Origin of the sequence: Acinetobacter sp. PK01 (assembly GCF_022819285.1) — a bacterium.
In the GTDB taxonomy this organism is placed as follows: Bacteria; Pseudomonadota; Gammaproteobacteria; order Pseudomonadales; family Moraxellaceae; genus Acinetobacter; species Acinetobacter tandoii.
Genome location: NZ_CP094644.1, coordinates 23,243 through 41,312 on the forward strand (window position 1 = coordinate 23,243; position 18,070 = coordinate 41,312).

At 38.9% G+C, this 18,070-nt stretch carries 13 protein-coding genes and 3 pseudogenes; 7 read left to right on the forward strand and 9 right to left on the reverse strand.

The genetic code is table 11. The annotated features are described in order from the left end of the window. Positions 1-220 precede the first annotated feature (220 nt). The 6 genes and pseudogenes from MP622_RS16770 (at position 221) to MP622_RS16795 (ending at position 6,102) form a co-directional block, all read left to right on the forward strand. Positions 221-1,435: pseudogene (locus tag MP622_RS16770) on the forward strand (DUF4143 domain-containing protein). A 1,290-nt stretch (positions 1,436-2,725) separates the two neighbouring features. Further along, positions 2,726-2,908: pseudogene (locus MP622_RS16775) on the forward strand (IS6 family transposase); the annotation flags it as partial. A 380-nt stretch (positions 2,909-3,288) separates the two neighbouring features. After that, entirely contained in the window at positions 3,289-3,456 is a 168-nt protein-coding gene (locus MP622_RS16780) for a YhfG family protein (protein WP_243793650.1), read from the forward strand. 12 nt (positions 3,457-3,468) lie between these two features. Then, positions 3,469-4,065: a putative adenosine monophosphate-protein transferase Fic gene (locus MP622_RS16785; RefSeq protein WP_243793652.1), complete on the forward strand. Its 597-nt coding sequence runs from the start codon at positions 3,469-3,471 to the stop codon at positions 4,063-4,065. Positions 4,066-4,531: 466 nt separating this feature from the next. After that, positions 4,532-4,837, forward strand: a complete 306-nt coding sequence (locus MP622_RS16790) for a helix-turn-helix transcriptional regulator (RefSeq protein ID WP_243793653.1) — start codon at positions 4,532-4,534, stop codon at positions 4,835-4,837. Beyond that, positions 4,837-6,102, forward strand: a complete 1,266-nt coding sequence (locus MP622_RS16795; protein WP_243793654.1) for a type II toxin-antitoxin system HipA family toxin — start codon at positions 4,837-4,839, stop codon at positions 6,100-6,102. The genes MP622_RS16790 and MP622_RS16795 overlap by 1 nt, the downstream gene beginning before the upstream one ends. Before the next feature lie 396 nt (positions 6,103-6,498). Here the strand turns inward: MP622_RS16795 and MP622_RS16800 are convergent, their stop codons facing one another. The 9 genes and pseudogenes from MP622_RS16800 to glnT all read right to left on the reverse strand — a co-directional run bounded on the left by MP622_RS16800 (position 6,499) and on the right by glnT (position 16,960). After that, positions 6,499-7,413, reverse strand: coding sequence for an EamA family transporter (locus MP622_RS16800; RefSeq protein WP_100243234.1), 915 nt, complete (start codon positions 7,411-7,413; stop codon positions 6,499-6,501). 46 nt (positions 7,414-7,459) lie between these two features. Beyond that, positions 7,460-8,743, reverse strand: a complete 1,284-nt coding sequence (locus MP622_RS16805) for an MFS transporter (RefSeq protein ID WP_100243235.1) — start codon at positions 8,741-8,743, stop codon at positions 7,460-7,462. Positions 8,744-8,792: 49 nt separating this feature from the next. Then, positions 8,793-10,031: a M24 family metallopeptidase gene (locus MP622_RS16810; RefSeq protein WP_243793655.1), complete on the reverse strand. Its 1,239-nt coding sequence runs from the start codon at positions 10,029-10,031 to the stop codon at positions 8,793-8,795. Between the two features lie 103 nt (positions 10,032-10,134). Then, on the reverse strand, positions 10,135-11,103 hold the full coding sequence (locus MP622_RS16815) for a GlxA family transcriptional regulator (RefSeq protein WP_243793656.1): 969 nt from the start codon (positions 11,101-11,103) through the stop codon (positions 10,135-10,137). Positions 11,104-11,815: 712 nt separating this feature from the next. Further along, positions 11,816-12,395: pseudogene (locus MP622_RS16820) on the reverse strand (IS6 family transposase). Between the two features lie 109 nt (positions 12,396-12,504). Next, positions 12,505-13,839, reverse strand: coding sequence for an FMN-binding glutamate synthase family protein (locus tag MP622_RS16825; RefSeq protein ID WP_243793657.1), 1,335 nt, complete (start codon positions 13,837-13,839; stop codon positions 12,505-12,507). A 27-nt stretch (positions 13,840-13,866) separates the two neighbouring features. Then, the gene (locus tag MP622_RS16830; protein ID WP_243793658.1) at positions 13,867-14,595 is read right to left on the reverse strand and encodes a protein glxC; all 729 of its coding nucleotides are present in this window, start codon (positions 14,593-14,595) and stop codon (positions 13,867-13,869) included. A gap of 26 nt (positions 14,596-14,621) precedes the next feature. Beyond that, positions 14,622-15,545: a glutamine amidotransferase family protein gene (locus MP622_RS16835; RefSeq protein WP_243793659.1), complete on the reverse strand. Its 924-nt coding sequence runs from the start codon at positions 15,543-15,545 to the stop codon at positions 14,622-14,624. A 47-nt stretch (positions 15,546-15,592) separates the two neighbouring features. Beyond that, a complete protein-coding gene (glnT, locus tag MP622_RS16840; RefSeq protein WP_243793711.1) occupies positions 15,593-16,960 on the reverse strand; it encodes a type III glutamate--ammonia ligase in 1,368 nt (455 codons plus the stop codon). A 314-nt stretch (positions 16,961-17,274) separates the two neighbouring features. Between glnT and MP622_RS16845 the strand changes: the two genes are divergently transcribed. Beyond that, a complete protein-coding gene (locus MP622_RS16845; RefSeq protein ID WP_111828333.1) occupies positions 17,275-17,871 on the forward strand; it encodes an XRE family transcriptional regulator in 597 nt (198 codons plus the stop codon). Positions 17,872-18,070 lie beyond the last annotated feature (199 nt).

An 18,070-nucleotide genomic window follows, 5' to 3' on the forward strand; every position in this document is an offset into this window, starting at 1 on the left:
CATAGTTCACTTTTTATTATTCTTTTCATGTAATAAATCATATTTTTAGGGGGTTACCAAGCATAAGAAACATCTGTCCGAACTTCGTCATCGTCAAGATAGATTGACTAAAGTGCTGTACATTAAAAGCAGAATGCACACTTTAATGGCTTGAAAAAATCTACCCTCGCGTAAGCCCTTATTAATAGATGGTGCTAGGCAAACAGGCAAAACCTTCTTAATGCAAGAGTTGTTTGGCAATACCTTTGCCAACATCCTTCGTATCGACTTTCTTGAAAATCCGACTTACAAAAAAGCATTCGAGGGTGCCCTGCCACCTGAAGAACTGTTGATGAATATTGAGCTGCTGACAAACCAAATATTTAATCCAAAAACCGATTTGCTGATCTTGGATGAGATTGGCGAGTGTGAACATGCTGTGACCTCATTAAAATATTTTGCCGAGAAAGCTCCATCCTATTTTGTAGCTGCCAGTGGCTCGAACATTGGTTTGTTAAACACCTTTCCTGTTGGCAATGTAGAACAATTCAATTTACGCCCATTAACCTTCCGAGAGTTTATACATGCTTCTGGGGAGCAAGCTCTGATTAAAGCCTTTGATAACCAGACAAACACTCCAGCCGTACATTCTAAATTGATGGACAAGCTAACGGACTATTTTTTCACTGGAGGTATGCCTAAGGCAGTTGCTTCTTAGTATCAGTATAAAGAGTCGAGCATTTTAGAACACATTGAAAAAGTATCCAAAATTCATGCTGATTTAGTCGAAGGTTACCGCCGTGACTTTGGTAAATACGCGGGTAAGGTCAATGCGAAACTAATTGAATCTGTATTTAATAGCATTCCATCACAACTATCACAGGTTTCCGATGAGTCCGTTAAACGCTTCAAATTTAAAAATGTTCATGAGCGTAAATCGCGTTATAGCGATTTTGAAACCGCAATCCATTGGTTAAAGTGTTGTCGTTTAGCCTTGGCGAATTATCTCATTGAAGGGCAACCGAAATCTCCTCTGGCAGCCTATAAAAAAGAAAATATGGTCAAACTGTTTCTATTTGATGTGGGTCTACTCAATCATATGCTGGGCAGTAGTTATAAGGAGATCAAACAACAAAGCTATGAGTACAAGGGATATGTAGCAGAAAACTTTGTTCAGCAAGAACTCACCGCTATCAATATTGACCCGAGTTACTCATGGAATGATGCCCGTGCTGAAATTGAATTTATTCTGGCAACTGATGAAGGGGATATCGTCCCAATTGAAGTCAAAAGCGGTAAACGCACGCGTGCTAAATCACTAACGTCTTACATTGAAAAGTGTTCACCAAGCAAAACATTCAAATTAACTGGAACACAAGGCTCTTCGATGCTAGAGCAAACCAATATTGTGATGCCCTTGTACTTCACACAGTTTTTGCCTTTAAGGTTGGGATAACTTCTTTTATAGTCTAAATGCACCAAGCCCTACACAAAAAAACTTTATTAATAATCATCGATTGAGTTTGGTAAGGAATGGGATATGTCAGCTTGAAAAGTGGACTTAATTTCCTTCACTACTTGGGTAGTAACTTACTACACTCTTTTAAATCAGCGCATACGACTTTAAAAGCAAAACACACCCTTCTCATGCTGTTAAATACAAGCTTGAGTTTTCATAAGTCTCACGTTTGCATTGTTCTCATCAATTTCGCAATTCATTTCTTAAAAGTTGGTGTTTGTTTTTTAATCAAATTCAATAATTGTTATAATCCTCACTATTCAAATAATAAGGTAAATTTTTAATAAATTTAATTATCTATAATCATTTATATTTTAATTTAAAAAACTTAATACAGAGAACTTAATAATTATTTTTATATTATTAATTATAAACCATGAACTACAACCTTATCTTTTGGTTATATTAGACTTTTTAATAATTAAGGTTAAATTACTATTAAAAACATAAACATGCACCGATTATATTAATATCTGTAGTTTAACTTCATCTAACAACACTACAGTTTTTAAATGAAGCTAGAACAAATCATCCTTTTAAAATATTTCTTACTCTTAAGCATAAAATTAGCTGTTCTATCTGCAAATGAAGGAAAATCTATGAATTGGATGTGACAAATTGGACCGAAATAAAGAAAAAAGAGCTAAGATTACTGTTACAACATCAAATCAGAGCAAAAAAGTGTATGTTTCAGACCTATTTTATGTAGTGTTACAGAAATGAAAAACGACAGTTACATGTTATTTGTTGACTTTTTTGGATGACAGTTACAAGAAATTCTATCGACAGTTACATGTTATTTGTTGATTTTTTAGACGACAGTTACAAGAAAATCTACCGACAGTTACAAGCACGCTCTGTGTATGTTTCAAACCAATCTTAAATTTTATGGTTAAATAATTGCAATTTTTAATATAAATAATTTAAAATAAATAAAAACAAGTATTTTGTTTTTTAATTTTAAATTCAATGTAATAAAATATAACAAATTCATTACATCACAGAGATTAATAAGGATTATTATTGAATTTTTAATCAGTTAATTTTATCAAATTTTGATTTAAATCATAAAATCTTGATGACTATTTGTTAATTATTTTTTAAAACTACTAGATCAATTAAATTCTTCTAAAATTCTTTTAATTTTAAAATAAAAAATGGCAGAGAATGGCACAGAGTTGCCTGCATATGCCCTGTTTTTGCATGTTAGTTGCCTCGGAATGGAATGATTATGGCTAGCTCAAGCGGATCATCAGGGTGACCTTAGGATTCAAATCGATGAAGACAGCTTATGCCATAATTAAAGGCATTGAAGTCATGCGTGCACTACGTAAAGGACAAGCTTCATCATTTTATTATGGTCAGCCTCAGGGTGAGGTGTATCTAGTGAATAGAGTTTTCGGGCTTTAAGTACCTTTTAAAGGGAAAATCATCGTCTCAAATCTCTATTTGTAACAGTGCTTTTAAATCTATTCATTTTTCAATAATCCTCTGCCGTTTATCACGTTTATGGTCGATCTTTAACCTTGTTAAAAATGTACATACCGATCCCTTCAAACTGTCAAATTTAGGTATACATGACATTCAAAGGACTTATCCGATCAATTTTTTTAGATTTAGTGTTATTAAATGTGATCTAAATTTTAAAAATTCTTCCACTTTTTTTTAGTTTTCTGTTATTACATGAAACAATACCGTTGTATTACATTTTGAAATGCTGTGTATGCAGCATTGATCAAAAAGATTCTCTGCTATACTTACTTCACGTGTAGCATCAATGGAGTTTCGAAATGCTCAGAACCACTGAACAGAAAAAAAAATATATTCAAGCGACACGTGCGCAAAACTATCAAGCCAGCCTAAAGCTTGAAGGCATTACAACGACAGCTCAAACAACTCAACAAAGTAAATCTGAAATCTTGAAAAAATATAAGAAGTATTCGCAACCCGAATCTTAGTCAGGTGCATGTATGGATAAATATGGGGAAATGGGTGACAGCCTGTATTGTTACCCTGACACAAATATCCTAAAGAACAAACTCAATATTCGTGATGAACAAATTTTAGAACAAGCTGAACTAGAACTGTCTGGATTGGCAAGTAACTTAATTGAATATGCTGAACCACCTTACGACTTACAATACTTAAAATCAATTCATGCGCAGCTTTTTGGCGACTTATACGACTGGGCAGGAAAGTTAAGACAAATCGATATTTCCAAAGGTGACACCCGTTTTTGTAATTTTTCCCGTATTGAAATTGAAACCAATAAATTACTTAAACCACTTCAAGAAAAAAAGTACTTTCAAGGCTTAGCACCACAACAACTAATTCCTCAACTTGCCGACTTGTATTGTGAGCTTAATGTCATACACCCATTCCGTGAAGGTAATGGACGTACACAACGGATTTACTTTGAGCATCTGATTGCTCATTGTGGTTATGGTATTGATTGGTCTCGCATTGACTCTCAACAACAATGGATTCAAGCCAATATTGAAGGTTTTTATGGTAATTTAAATCCATTAATTCAGATTTTTGAAATATGCTTTATTCAAAATACCTAAAATTTAGGTAGTCGGAACCCACAATCCTTAACGAACCACCATCTTTGCTTCAATCCACTGATTAATTTCCCAAATAAACCAACCAACACAATTCTCTACCTCTCTCACACCCAAAAAATTTATACTGAAAGGCAGATCAAACCCGTCCGAGTTACATATCGCCGCATGCTATATTGAAAGCATTAAGAAAATATCCTCAATATTTATAGGATTTTTAAAATATGAACTACTTTTCGAAGAACCCTTCTAAGTAATGTGACCTAAAAGGAAAAATGAAAATACTGAGATCTCCGTATCAAAAATCAGTCCAAGTACATCCTGATGATTTTCTGCAACCTATATCCAAGGACCATACTTAATTTTCGATGTACTGCGCAACAAAGCTAACCTTAACTACACGATATCTGTAGAATAATTCCATTATTTTGTGTTTTAATTAAATTAATTAATCTTTAGCCCCAATTTAATGGATTTATATTTTACTAAACCCGAAGAAGTTGTGACTCTTTTAGGTGAGCGTTTACGTAAGCAACGACTCTTTCTGGAGATGTCTCAAGCTGAGGTTGCAGCACGTGCAGGCGTCGGTGTAAATACTGTTTCGAACCTTGAAGCGGGGCGAAATGTATCTGTTGAAAATTTAGTCCGTATCGCAATGGTCTTAGGCCGATTAAACGAACTTCAGGAGCTGTTCCAACCACAACTCAACAGTGTAAATGACATTCTACGCTATGAGAGTCAAAGTAAGCGCCACCGTATTAAGAGGAAGGGTTAATGCTCAATAGACTTAATGTTTATTACAACGGTTGGGGGGAATCTTGGTTATGGGGAACACTGATTAGTTCAACTGCCACAACTGGTAGACCCATCATTGCTTTTGAATATAGTCCAGAAGCAATACAGCAAGGTGTAGAGCTCTCTACTTACTTACTCCCTTTAAAAGGTCTACCATTCAGACAGGGTTTTCCTACTCATCAAATGGGATTGCCTGGTCCAGTCTATGATGCCTTGCCAGATGGTTGGGGCATGTTGTTGATGGATCGATATTTCAAAAAAACTGGCTTGAACCCAGCACGAATTGGACCTTTGGAACGGCTGACCTATATTAGTAGTCACGCAATGGGCGCCCTCTCCTTTGAACCTTGTGTTGCTGACATGCAAACCACAGAAAATATCCCCTTACAACAACTGGCGCAGGAAGTTCAAGAAGTACTTAAAGGTGAAGGTGGTGAATTTCTACAGCATTTATTGGTCATGGGTGGCTCCCCTCAAGGTGCCAGACCCAAAGCATTGGTTTACCGAGATCCTGTTAGCCTAGAGTTTTCAACGCAAGTTACTGATCAACACGAAGCCTGGCTAATAAAATTCCCAGCTCAGCAAGAGCATCCTGAAGTCTGCGCCATTGAAGCCGTCTATGCTGAATGTTTACGTCTTTGCGAAATCGAGACTCCAGACACCCATTTTTTTAATTTGCCCAATGGTTTAACGGCTTTTGCTTCTAAACGATTCGACCGTCAAAATGGTATGCGGATTCCAATGCAGAGTTTGGCTGCATATACTGGAGCAGACTATAAAGTTCCAGGTAGCCTAGACTATCGCAATTTTCTTCGGGCAACCTTAATGTGTACGCAAGATGTGCGAGAAAGGATGCATGCTTTTAAACGTGCTGTGTTTAATGTACTTTTCAATAATCGGGATGACCATACCAAGAACTTTTCTTTTCTCATGACACAAAATGGTCAATGGAAATTGGCTCCAGCCTATGACGTGACCTTCTGTGAGGGTCCAGGTGGTTATCATCAAATGGACATTATGGGCGAAGCGCTCAATATTTCCCGAAATGACATACATAAACTCGGGACTTCAGAAGCCAATCTGACCGCTCTAGAAGTCGATGAGATCATCTTGGCCATGCGAGAAATTGCTCTGCAGTTTAGCCAGATTGCGCAGTGCCTTTATCCCAATCAAATTCGAGCATCTACCCTAGAGATGATTCAATCACGGATTCAACAAAATGTTGGTTTTTTAACTAAAACTTAAACAAAAATACTTATTCAGAGCAGCCATAATATTCTTCCTAAAAAAACAAGGAGCCTTATGATGATACGTTTACTCACTCGCTAAATAGAAACGTGCTGCTTTGAACAGTTAAACATTTAGGTAGGATAATAGAAAACTGGTCCGGCTATTATCACAGTAGTTAGGCTAAAACCAAGAAGTAATGCGTCAAATTAGTAAACGATAAATAGTCAAAAAAGATTTTTTCAAGTCAGGTTAATGAGATGAATGTGAGAATTACTGTCCTAGATAAATTTACAGAAATTGACCAGTCTACTAACCAGATTGTAATTTGAATTACAATAGTTAGTGAAAATGTCTGCTTTTAAATATTTGCTTAACATAACCAAAACTATCTAGAAGATATTGATTTTAAAATCAATTGGTTGAGTATATTTTTTCATGATTAAGATTGGTTTTACCCAGAATCACATTGAGCAATGACACGCTAATAATCAACATTATCCCAAATATCTGCGCATTGGAAAGCTGTACATTGGCGAACAGGCTGGCAAGAATGACTGCTGTCAATGGTTCAAAAATAGTATAAATAGAAGCTTGCGATGCTTTTAAATACTTCAGTCCATAGGTATATAAAGCAAAAGGTAATAACGTGCCAAACACAACTAATAAGATACAGGCAATCACAATATTGAAGTCTAAATTCGAGACCAGACTTTCAATTTCTTGGAAGTGAATAAAGGGAAAAATCGCAAGCGCACTGACCATCATTGAACTGAACAGTAAAAAAGTCGGGCTATAGTGATCAATAATATCTTTACCAATCACCCCATAAGCAGCATAACAAATGCCCGAGGCTAAACCAAATAGCACCCCCGTCATATTGAGTTGATTATCACCAAGCATCATACATGCAACACCACTCACAGCCACAAAAGTAAGCATAATTGACTTTAACTTTATTTGCTCTTTCAAAAAAATAAAAGAAAGTACCACACTCCAAATAGGAGCGGTATAAAGCAATGCTACTGCTATAGCTGGTCCAACATGTTGTACAGCATTAAAATAACAGAAAGTCATTCCAAGCATACCTAGTAATGATTGAATGACCAATTTAGGAATATCTTTAAATTGCAGTGTTCGTAGAACCTTATAAAGAAAAGGTAAAAAAGCCAATAAACAAATAAATGTACCGACAATCCGTAATCCTGTTACTGAACTATTACTCACGCCTGCATTTGCCAATTGGGTACTGGCAATGCCTAAAGTCCCCCAACCTATTGCCCCCATAATTACCAATAAAGCACCAAACCATTGTGATTGTGTATTCATACTTTTGTTCCCTACAACGAGTTTACAAAGGTCTCATCCAAGAGGATTAGACCGTGACAAGTTTCGCTTTATTGCTCTGAACCAATACGCTCATGCTAAATAAGGCAATCACAATTAAAATAAAGGCTGGTGCTAAAGTACTACCTGTACTGTGAATCAACCATGTTGCAAATAGTGGAATCGTACCGCCCAGCAATGCATTCGCTGTATTAAAACTAAATGCAAAACCGGTATAACGCACATGCACAGGGAAAAGTTCAGTGAGGTATGCAGGCAAACTGCCATCATTCATCGCAAGTAGGCTACAGAAAACCAATTGAATGATGATCATGCCAATAAATGATGTACCAGATAAGAAATAGAACAATGGGAAAGTTAAAATTATAAAGCCTATACATGCCATAGCTAACATTTTATTACGGCCAATACGGTCAGAATATTTACCCATCATAAATACAATGCCGATGTAAAATGCTAAAGAAATAGCCCCAGAAATAAAAGATTCGGTTTTATTTACCCCCAACTCAGTTGACAAATAATTTGGCATGTAGCTAAAAATTAAGTAGAAGGCAGTAGCATTTAACGATGCTATTGCAAACGCTTTAAATAATGGCTGACGGTATTCTGTAAATAATGCTTTAATCGGGAAAGTTTCTTTCTGACTTGTTTTTTGATGTGCCACAAATTCGGGGGTATCTTCAAGTTTGAGACGAATGAAACGACCAATTAAACCCAGTGGTGCAGCCAATAAGAATGGTATTCTCCAGCCGTATTCATATAAAAATGATTCTGACATCCATGCAAACATCGCAGCTGACATCAATGAACCTAACAATAAACCTGCCGCTGTACTGGCCGGCACTAAGCTGGTATATAAGCCCTTTTTATTTTTAGGTGCGTATTCAGCTAAAAAATTTGATGCACCAGCATATTCACCTGAAGCAGAAAAACCTTGAATCATCCGAAAGAAAAGCAATAAAAGCGGTGCAAATATTCCAATAGAAGCATAATTCGGTAAGAGCGCAATACACATAGTTGCCAACGTCATAATCATAATTGACCAAGACAGTGCATGTTTTCGCCCGTATTTATCACCAATATATCCCCAGAAAATTCCACCAAAAGGCCGAACAATAAAGGACAATGCAAAGATGGCGTAGGTTGACATTAATGCAACTATAGGATCACTGCTTGGAAAGAAAACCAAAGCAATCACAGTGGCTAAAAAACCATAAGCCGCATAATCAAACCATTCGACAAAGTTACCAATAAAACTCGCAGTGGCAACACGTTTTAAAGTGTTTTGATCAGATTTAGCTTTTTCATTCATATTATTTTCTCCACCAAAAAAGGCATCCCGATTTGGGATGCCTTGTGACTTATGCCTTGATAATGTTGTGCTCAGGGCCATAAGGGAATTTAGTGATATTTTCAGTGCCTGATTCAGTCACCACCAAAATGTCGTGTTCACGATAACCGCCCGCACCTGCCATACCTTGTGGCAACATAAGCATTGGCTCCATTGAAATCACCATTCCAGATTCAATCACGGTATCGATATCTTCTCGAAGCTCTAAACCTGCTTCACGACCATAGTAGTGGGAAAGTACGCCGAATGAATGCCCATAGCCAAAAGTACGGTATTGAAGCAAACCTTCTTCACGGTAAATTTCATTTAATTCATTAGCAATATCACAGCACCGCGCACCAGGTTGAATCAGTTTCAAACCTGCCTCATGCACTTTGACATTGGCTTGCCAAATTTTTAACGAAGCATCATCACAATGACCAAAGAACTGAGTCCGTTCAAGTGCAGTGTAATAACCCGCGATCATTGAAAAGCAGTTCAAACTTAAGATATCGCCTTTTTGCACTTGACGAGTAGTCACAGGGTTGTGTGCCCCATCAGTGTTAATGCCTGATTGGAACCAAGTCCAAGTATCCATTAATTCTGAATGCGGGAAACGTTTAGCAATTTCACGCACCATCGCTTGTGTCGATGCCAACGCGACTTCGTGCTCGTGCACTCCTTCTTCGACAGCCGCTGTTAAGGCAAAACCGCCAATATCACATACTGCTGCACCATGTTTAATGTGCGCAATTTCTTCTAGAGATTTCACCATACGCAGCTTCATACAAGCAGCACTAATATCGACAAATTCAACATTTGGCAAGAATGCTTTCAGCTTGTTTAATCGCTCAATCGGCAGATGATCAAACTCAACCCCTACACGACCTTTGTTGGGAATTTCTTGTGCAACAGCACGGAAATAGTTATCACGCTGCCAATCGGTATAGACCACATTGTAGTCACCTACTGTACGACGCCAAGGTTGACCACCATCAATATTGGCAGAAATACTCACCACCTTTTGATCTGTAACTACTACACCAAAAAAGCGACCAAATGAGCAATACAGGAAATCAACGTAATAGTTGATGTTATGCATAGAGCTGAATAAAACTGAATCAACTTGTTGATCCGCCATCATTTGACGTAATTTTCTATGACGATTTTCATATTCTTCTTTTGAGAATGTTGATTGTACCTTTTCACCATTTTCAATTGTTAAAAGTGCAGGCAACGAGTCTTGGTGAACCTTCGCTTGGATATTCATAGTGGATACCTTAGGGGGTAAGTGTTGGTATGAATTAAGCTTAGGTATTTTTTTAGAGTGTTTATTTTCAAAAACCGCTAAAAAGTTGTCAGAATACGACAAATCAAGAGGCCAGTTCCAAAATGCCACGTTCATTTTTTGGCGAATAACCAAAAAGATTTTTGTAAGCTTTATTAAAACTTGATGCATTAGCAAAGCCACAAGCCAATGCTACATTCGACACGCTCATGCTAGACTGTTTTAATAAATTCTGCGCGTGGGTTAAGCGCATCTTTGAATAATATTCTTTGGGTGAACAACTAAAATGCATTTGAAACAACCTTTCCAATGTTCGTGTTCTACTATGAATCAACTGACAAATTTCTAAGATATTTAAAGGTTCATTAATGTTATTTTCCATTAAACGGAGAGCTTCTTTTACTGCTGGCTGAATACTATTTCTCTGATTTGGGATAGGTTGATGTTGAATATCAGTATTTTCACGTACATGATGCACAATAAATTGTTCACAAATTCTTTTAGCCAAACTGGCACCGTAATGCTGCTCTACAAGCTGTGAACACATATCAATCGAAGCAAGCCCACCCGAGCAGGTATACCTCATCCGATCCAGACTAAAAATATACGAATTAAAATGGACCTGAGGAAACTCCTCTTGTGCTGCCAAAGAATTCTCCCAATGTAAACTGGCCTGATAACCATCAAGTAAACCAGCACTCGCCAATACATATGCCCCAGTGCAAATTCCACCTAGAGCAATATTGGCTTGATCCAAACGTTTTAAGAATGTTTTATGCGTCAGAGTGTTCAATTTAAAGAGCTGAAAACCACCACACACAAATACAATATCCATTGAAAGAAGATGTAGCATTTGACAGGTATGTTGTATCTGTAAACCATTACTGGCACAAGTATGATGCCCCTCTAGACCCGTTACATTCCATTGATATAAATGTTTTTTTTCAACGTAATTTGCCATGCGAAAAACTTCAATGGCATTTGAAAATGCAATCATTGAAAATCCATCGAGAAGCAAAAAACCTACCCGCTTTGCCTGAAAAGGAGTTTTCACTATAGAAATCGCTTTAAACCTAATTACGTTCTATAGCAAATTGTGTACCAAGTTTAATTTTTCTGTTAATTACTCATTGGACTGCTCGCAGTCCACTAAATTATTTCCTTCACTCTTCGAGTTTCTATGTCAGTTATCTGTCCACTTATTCCAATGATGATGAGGATTGAAGCATTGACTTAGATCACCAGTGCTCAGTGCTATGGTCATCGTGTTTTATCGCTAGAGCGCCTCAACTTATTAAAATGACGTAACTTACATAACTTATGCTTCCTATTTAAGTGACGTAAGTTATAGCACACCTTGTCAGGAATTTGTCTATTTATTCCAAAGGTGATGAGGATTGAAGCATTGACTTAGATCACCAGTGCTCAGTGCTATGGTCATCGTGTAGCTTTTATCGCTAGAGCGCCTCAACTTATTAAAATGACGTAACCTACATAACTTATGCTTCCTATTTAAGTGACGTAAGTTATAGCACACCTTGTCAGGAATTTGTCTATTTATTCCAAAGGTGATGAGGATTGCAACATTGACTTAGATCACCAGTGCTCAGTACTACGGTCATCATGTAGCTTTTATCGCTTTAGCACCTTAACTTATTTAAGTAGCGTAACTTGCATAACTTATGCATCCTATTTAAGTGACGTAAGTTATAGGGCACTGTTGCAAATGTAGATTAAAGTCGATGATTTTACATTTAAAAAAGTACTTAAAGACCGAAAACTCTATTTACTAGGTAGACTTCACCTTGAGGTTGACCAGCATAAAATAATGATGCCTTCCCTTTCCGTAATGCACGTATCACTTCAATACCTTTGATTGTGGCATAAGCCGTCTTCATCAATTTGAATCCTAAGGTCGCCTTGATAATTCGCTTTAAGCTTTAACTTGCTATGATCACATTCGCTTACGTTATTTTTGTTTTTAATCTGCCTGTGCTCAAGGTCTAGCGGACATTTTCCTTCGTGTTTTAGCCGTGACAAAGCACATCCATATATGGGGGATTTGTCCGTATTGATCACTTGTGGCATCTTCCATTTCTTCACATTATTAAAAATTTTACCAAGAAAACAATAGGCTGATTTGGTATTACGTCTAGATGAAAGATAAAAATCAATGGTATAGCCATATTGATCGACTGCACGATACAGATAAGACCATTGTCCATTCACTTTTAGATAAGTTTCATCAATATGCAATGAGCTTAACTCTTTAGGATTATGCCAATACCATCGTATATCCCAGAGAATGATTTCACCTTGAAAAGGTCTACCATAGAAAGGATTCATATAATGAACTTTTAGCTAAATGGGTATTTACCTTATCATCTATAGCTATTTGTAACAGTGACGTAATAAAAAGTAAGCGCATGGCTTACTTTTTACTTCGTCAATGTTATTAATACTGCAGCTGACCAGGAACCCAGTTGGTACCCGCTAATGGAACACGAGCCATTGCTGCTGCTTCTACAGTTAATGCCACTAAATCTTCAGGGTCAAGGTTATGCAAGTGAGATTTGCCACAAGCACGCGCCATGGTCTGCGCTTCCAGTACCAGCACACGTAGATAGTTAGCCAAGTGACGTCCACCTTCAATCGGATCTAGATTTTTAGACAACTCTGGATCTTGTGTGGTAATCCCTGCTGGGTCACGACCATTTTGCCAATCATCATAATAACCTGATGCAGAACCGATTTTTTTAAGTTCATCGTTCAAGCGTGGATGGTTATCGCCTAATGCAATCAGAGCCGCGGTACCAATCGCTACTGCATCGGCACCCAGTGCCATTGCTTTTGCAACATCAGCACCAGTACGAATACCGCCTGACACAATAAGCTGCACTTTACGATGCATGCCCATTTCTTGCAGTGCCTGAATCGCTTGAGGAATAGCAGATAAAATTGGAATACCGACATGCTCAATAAATACTTCTTGAGTTGCAGCAGTACCACCTTGCATACCATCTAATACAATCACATCAGCCCCTGCTTTCACTGCAAGTTTGACATCATAGTACGGACGACTCGCCCCGATTTTGACATAAATCGGTTTTTCCCAATCAGTGATTTCACGGATTTCGGCAATTTTAATGGCTAAGTCATCTGGACCAGTCCAGTCAGGATGACGACATGCACTACGTTGATCGACACCCACTGGTAGCGTACGCATACCCGCAACACGCTCAGTGACTTTCATACCCAGAAGCATACCACCACCACCAGGTTTTGCGCCTTGACCCAATACAATTTCAATCGCATCTGCTTTGCGTAAATCGTCAGGGTTCATACCGTAACGTGAAGGAAGATATTGGTACACTAATGTTTCAGAGTGACCGCGCTCTTCTGGTGTCATACCACCATCACCTGTCGTTGTCGATGTCCCCACCATAGAGGCGCCACGACCGAGTGATTCTTTAGCATTGGCAGACAATGCACCGAAGCTCATGCCCGCAATGGTCACTGGAATTTTCAAATGAATTGGCTTTTTCGCAAAACGTGTGCCCAACACCACATCGGTACCGCATTTTTCACGATAACCTTCTAATGGGTAACGTGACATACTCGCACCCAAAAGCAGTAAATCATCAAAGTGTGGTAAATGGCGTTTAGTACCGCCACCACGAATATCATAGATCCCTGTTGCAGCTGCACGTTGAATTTCTTGAATCGTCAAACGATCAAACGTAGCGGATTCACGTAATACTGGCTCAAATGTAGTAGTCGCTTGTGTCATGATAATATCTCCAAATACGTTTAATTCTTAGTAAGCAGATGCATTGTCTACTTTGAAGTTATAAAGTTGGCGTGCTGAGCCATAGCGTTTAAATGCCGCTGCATCTTCATTAAAGCCTGCTTTCGCCAGTAATTCTGTTAACTCAGCAATATGTTCAGCACGCATTTCTTTTTCGATGCAATCTGAACCCAGTGATTTGACTGTGCCTTTCACATAAATACGGGTTTCGTAAAGTGAATCACCCAGTGCATCACCTGCATCTCCGCACACCACCAAGCGCCCTGCTTGACCCATGAAACAGCTCATGTGACCGATACTACCGCCAACCACAATATCTACACCTTTCATGGAGATACCACAGCGAGCACCTGCATCACCTTCAATCACTAGCAAACCACCATGTGCAGTTGCGCCAGCCGCTTGTGATGCATTGCCTTTAATATGTACCGAACCTGACATCATATTTTCTGCAACACCGACACCGACATTTCCATTGACCACGATGTCTGCTTCTTGGTTCATGCCTGCACAGTAGTAGCCCGCATGTCCATCAATGGTGACTTGAACTGGCGCTTTAATCCCCACGGCAATGTTATGTTGACCCGCTGGATTTTTGACTGTCCAAGTTGTAACTTCTTCAACAATTTCCGCAGTATGTAATGCCTGATTCAGCTCACGAATCGTATCCACGCTCAAATCATAAGTATCTTTAAAAATGCTGGAAGTCATTTTTTCTGCTAGTACTGTGCTATTCATATTTTTGCTCCAATTTTTCGGTTAACTTATGCTGCTGCGCTGCTATTGGTTGAAGAACGTTCCCAAACATATAAAGTTGCTGGCTCTGGCTCCCACACTTTGGCTTTATCAATATTTGGTAAAGAGGCTAAAGCTTGATATTCAGATGCCATGGCAACGTAATCATCCGTTTCAGCCAAAACTGCAGGTTTACAAGCAATCGGATCACGAATTACCGCGAAGCCATCACGTGTGCCAATGGCAAAAGTAAAGAAACCATCCAAGTCATCCAGTGCATGATTTAAAGCTTGCTCAAGGTTGTCTCCTTGCTGTAAACGCCAAGTCAGGTAGCCCGCCGCAACTTCGGTATCGTTATCTGTTTCAAAGTGAATGCCTTCACGTTTTAATTCTTGGCGTAAACGGGCATGGTTTGATAATGAACCGTTATGTACAAGACAAAGATCTGCACCTGTTGAGAATGGATGGCTGCCTTCCATGGTCACAGCACTTTCAGTCGCCATACGCGTGTGCCCGATAATGTGACTGCCTTTCATATTCGCCAAGCCAAAGCGTTCAGAAATTTCAACAGGAAGTCCCATGCCTTTTAAAATTTCAATGCTTTGACCTACGCTCATAATTTTCAGTTCAGGTGCAAGTTCAGTAATGGCAGCACGAACAGTCGCTTCATCTGCTTCAACCTTTAACACCGCCGCAGTTGCATTTTGGAACCAATCAAAACCTGTACCGAGATTTGCTTGTAATTTTTCTGCAAAGCCTTGCCAATTAAAGCTTTCATCCGTAGTCTGCAAGGTCAATTTGACCCAGCCATCTTGTACTTCATCACCATAAATGGCGAAGCCTGCACTATCTGGACCACGACCCGTCATAGCTTCTAACATTGGTTCAAATAACTTGCCTAGTTGTGATTCAAGCGCAGGGTTTTTAAGATATAAACCAACAATTCCGCACATAAGATTTCTCCGAAAATTTAATATTTAATGTGTTTATTTCAGTTGAATTAGAAGAACTCGGTATAACGCTTGATTTCCCAGTCAGACACATGTCGACTGTATTCCACCCATTCCATGCTTTTTTGATCGATGAATTCATCCACGATTTCCGTACCCAATTTTTCACGGAACAGTGGATTAGCTTTCAATGCATCAACCGCTTCTTTGAGTGACTGCGGTAAAGTTTCAATGCCACGTGCGGCAATCTCTTCAAAACTAAGCTTGTAGAGATTTTCATTACATGCTGCGGGTGGCATTAACTCACGTTCAATCCCATCCAAGCCTGCCGCAATAATGGCCGCTGAAACCAAGTAAGGATTACAGCCGGCATCTGGAAGCCGTAATTCAATACGACCATACGGAATACGGACCATAGCTGAACGGTTATTAGAACCATAAGCAATGAAGGCAGGTGCCCATGTCGCACCTGAGAGTGAACGACCGACCACAAGGCGTTTATAAGAGTTCACGGTTGGCGCACAGAAGGCACACAGTGCTGGGCCATGTTCAAGTAAACCTGCAATGAAGTGATAAGCCATTTTAGATAAGCCCATACCACTTGGGTCACTCGGGTCATGGAACAGATTGCTGGATTCTTCACTGCCAATCGACAAGTGGAAGTGCATACCGTTGCCCGCACGTTTCGGATCTGGTTTTGGCATAAACGAACAGATCATGCCTAAATCATTGGCGATTTCCCCTGCTGCCATGCGGAAGAAAGTGAACATGTCTGCCGAATTCATGGCATCGCTGTAGGTATAGTTAATTTCAAACTGGCCATTGGCATCTTCATGGTCAATCTGATAAATGTCGAAACCCACAGGAATTAAAGCTTCGGTTAATCGCTCCAAAAACTCACGTGAGCGCGATAAGCCTTTATAGTCATAACAAGGTTTATCGAGGTTGTCTGAATCATCGACCATTTTTAGTGAACCATCTTCAGCACGGCGGAACAGGCTGAATTCAGGTTCTAAGCCAGTATTTAGTGTCCAACCTTTCGCACTTAAACGCTCGACTTGTTTACGTAATACAAAACGTGAATCATAAGGATGTGGCTGACCATTGACATAACCTTCGCACACCACACGACCATAACCGGGTTGCCATGGTACTGGAGATAACGTCGACAAATCACCTTTCACCATAAAGTCTGGTCCATGCGGTTGCATGCCCATGCCTGAAATTGCAAAACCCGCGAAACCCACACCATCTTTTTCTATTGCTTTTAAACCCGAAATTGGGACTGATTTGGTTTTCGCAGCACCATGAATATCGACAAACTGCGCTAACACATATTTTAAATTATGTTGATCAATGACCTGCTGTACTTCTGGTCGGTATATTGTTTTATTGATCAGTTTATGCTGATCAAACATCTCTTCTACGGCCTGCTGCAACATGATTGACATACTCCTAACATGACAATAATGGTATTTGGCTCGAAAAATGCATCGTATTCAATTCACGATTCAGTTTTCAAAATAAGAAACTTTCTTTCCTAATAAGAAAGCAATTCCCTTGCCAACTTTTATAAATCTGTCTTTTTTTATATTTGGAGGTCGATTTGCTTTTATTCCTGTAAAGAATATATATTTCCTATCATTATTTTTTAATTTTCTTCTATACAATTTTCGTATTAAGTAAAATTATGAAACAAAAGTGATCATATTAAGTGCAGAGTTGACCCAGAATGAGACAAACTAAAAATAGCTTGAAGTTAGAACAGTACATTGGCATCCAAATTAAACGTCATCGGCAAGAACAAGGCTTAAAACTTTCCGAAGTGGCACAAATGGCAAATATCAGTCAGGGCATGCTGAGCAAGATCGAAAATGCCCAAGTATCGACCAGCCTAGATACATTAATTCGTTTATGTGAGGTTCTAGGGATTTCCGTATCAACTTTATTTAGCCAATACGACCAACATGAAAGTAATGCTATGTTAGTTCGCTCTGGGGAAGGCATGGAGGTTGTGCGTCGCGGGACTGAAAAAGGACATACCTATCATTTACTCACGCATTCTCGTGGCCCACGCAAAAACCTTGAAGCCTATTTAGTGAGTATGGATGATGCAAGTGAGGAATTCCCCACCTTTGCACATCCTGGTACTGAAATGTTGTATTTAGTTGAAGGTGAAATGGAGTATAGACATGGGGATGAAGTATTTCACATGCAGCCTGGTGACTGTCTCACCTTCGAAGGTGAAATTCCACATGGACCAGGAAAACTAATTAAAGTGCCTATCCGCTTACTCTCAGTCATGAATTATGCACACAGTGAAGAATAGTGCTCCATCGACTTAAATCTGCACACTTTGCTACACATAGCTGACCCGATATATGATCAGGTCAGCCTATTGCATCAACATTCAAATCAAACACCACAACCTAATAAAAACAATACTTTAATATTAAAACAACCCTTACTTTGAGCACTCTTTTTCGCTCAATAAAACATCATGGTACAAGATTTGCTTTAACCAAAAT

What these genes read in the sequence shown, in the direction of transcription:
- MP622_RS16780 (WP_243793650.1), top strand. Translation starts at nt 3,289, where the DNA reads ATGCTCAGAACCACTGAACAGAAAAAAAAATATATTCAAGCGACACGT.
- MP622_RS16785 (WP_243793652.1), top strand. Translation starts at nt 3,469, where the DNA reads ATGGATAAATATGGGGAAATGGGTGACAGCCTGTATTGTTACCCTGAC.
- MP622_RS16790 (WP_243793653.1), top strand. Translation starts at nt 4,532, where the DNA reads ATGGATTTATATTTTACTAAACCCGAAGAAGTTGTGACTCTTTTAGGT.
- MP622_RS16795 (WP_243793654.1), top strand. Translation starts at nt 4,837, where the DNA reads ATGCTCAATAGACTTAATGTTTATTACAACGGTTGGGGGGAATCTTGG.
- MP622_RS16800 (WP_100243234.1), bottom strand. Translation starts at nt 7,413, where the DNA reads ATGAATACACAATCACAATGGTTTGGTGCTTTATTGGTAATTATGGGG.
- MP622_RS16805 (WP_100243235.1), bottom strand. Translation starts at nt 8,743, where the DNA reads ATGAATGAAAAAGCTAAATCTGATCAAAACACTTTAAAACGTGTTGCC.
- MP622_RS16810 (WP_243793655.1), bottom strand. Translation starts at nt 10,031, where the DNA reads ATGAATATCCAAGCGAAGGTTCACCAAGACTCGTTGCCTGCACTTTTA.
- MP622_RS16825 (WP_243793657.1), bottom strand. Translation starts at nt 13,839, where the DNA reads ATGACACAAGCGACTACTACATTTGAGCCAGTATTACGTGAATCCGCT.
- MP622_RS16830 (WP_243793658.1), bottom strand. Translation starts at nt 14,595, where the DNA reads ATGAATAGCACAGTACTAGCAGAAAAAATGACTTCCAGCATTTTTAAA.
- MP622_RS16835 (WP_243793659.1), bottom strand. Translation starts at nt 15,545, where the DNA reads ATGTGCGGAATTGTTGGTTTATATCTTAAAAACCCTGCGCTTGAATCA.
- glnT (WP_243793711.1), bottom strand. Translation starts at nt 16,960, where the DNA reads ATGTTTGATCAGCATAAACTGATCAATAAAACAATATACCGACCAGAA.
- MP622_RS16845 (WP_111828333.1), top strand. Translation starts at nt 17,275, where the DNA reads ATGAGACAAACTAAAAATAGCTTGAAGTTAGAACAGTACATTGGCATC.